Annotated in this window: 1 protein-coding gene; it reads left to right on the top strand. The window is 52.6% G+C overall.

Translation table 11 applies throughout. The annotated features are described in order from the left end of the window. Positions 1 to 163 precede the first annotated feature (163 nt). Positions 164 to 658 (top strand): CdiA family toxin C-terminal domain-containing protein, encoded by a 495-nt coding sequence (locus F1735_RS33930; RefSeq protein WP_167241435.1) that lies wholly within the window; start codon positions 164 to 166, stop codon positions 656 to 658. Positions 659 to 781 lie beyond the last annotated feature (123 nt).

Here is a 781-nt window from a genome sequence, read left to right as displayed (position 1 = left end):
CGCCTACCTTCGCATGTCCAAGTTTAAAAACCTTCCGGCCAATCCACTACAACCAGCCGCCGCTCCGTTGCGATCTACCATCTACCGTGCCGGCTGTCCAGTTCCACTCAAAACGGCATAGAGCCGGGCAAATGGGGGAGCTGTTACTAGCTCGACTGCAAACATGTCGATTCCTGATATTCTGCTGCCTGATGCGCCTGTAGGAAATGGTGCGCGCCCGGCTGGCTCGTCAGGAATTGGGTTTGATGGCTACACGCCACCGGCGAGTGTCACACCTAATGCGCAAGGGACTATGCGATTAGGAAATAGCTCCGTGGATGTTCACTTACTCGATGAGGGTGGCTTGACTCAGGGAAAGAACATTTATGGCACTCATGATATGGCGGCCTTCAAAGATGCCTTGGCCAAGAATGGCGGGACGGAGGTTAGTTCTACGAAGGTTCCCGGTACCGATGGAATTTACGAAGTGAAGTATAATCTTCCTGGGAAAGCCGAGACTACCAAAACTGTATTTGATCCCAAGGCTTATACTCCGTCTGACATGGCAAGCATGGCGCGCTCAGCTAGTCAATCTGCCATTAATCAGGCGACCGTTACAGGTGTGACTGGACCGGTCACGGTGAGGGTTGGGGGGTTAGAATGGAAAGTTATCGGGTAACTGTTCAGCCTGAATGACCAGAGCAATCAAAAGTTGTAAACTCTTGGCAATTGCCGCATCATGTAGGCATGCCACCGAAACCACCTCGTGCCGACCTGACCAAGCTGTCCCATGCCGACAAGG

It is taken from the genome of Massilia genomosp. 1, assembly GCF_011682185.1.
GTDB classification, from domain to species: Bacteria; Pseudomonadota; Gammaproteobacteria; order Burkholderiales; family Burkholderiaceae_D; genus Telluria_A; species Telluria_A rubra.
Note: the sequence above shows the minus strand (reverse complement) of the source record. Positions and strands in the feature narration are given on the sequence as shown.

Coding starts and splice junctions, on each gene's coding strand:
- F1735_RS33930 (WP_167241435.1), top strand. CDS start 164: ATGTCGATTCCTGATATTCTGCTGCCTGATGCGCCTGTAGGAAATGGT.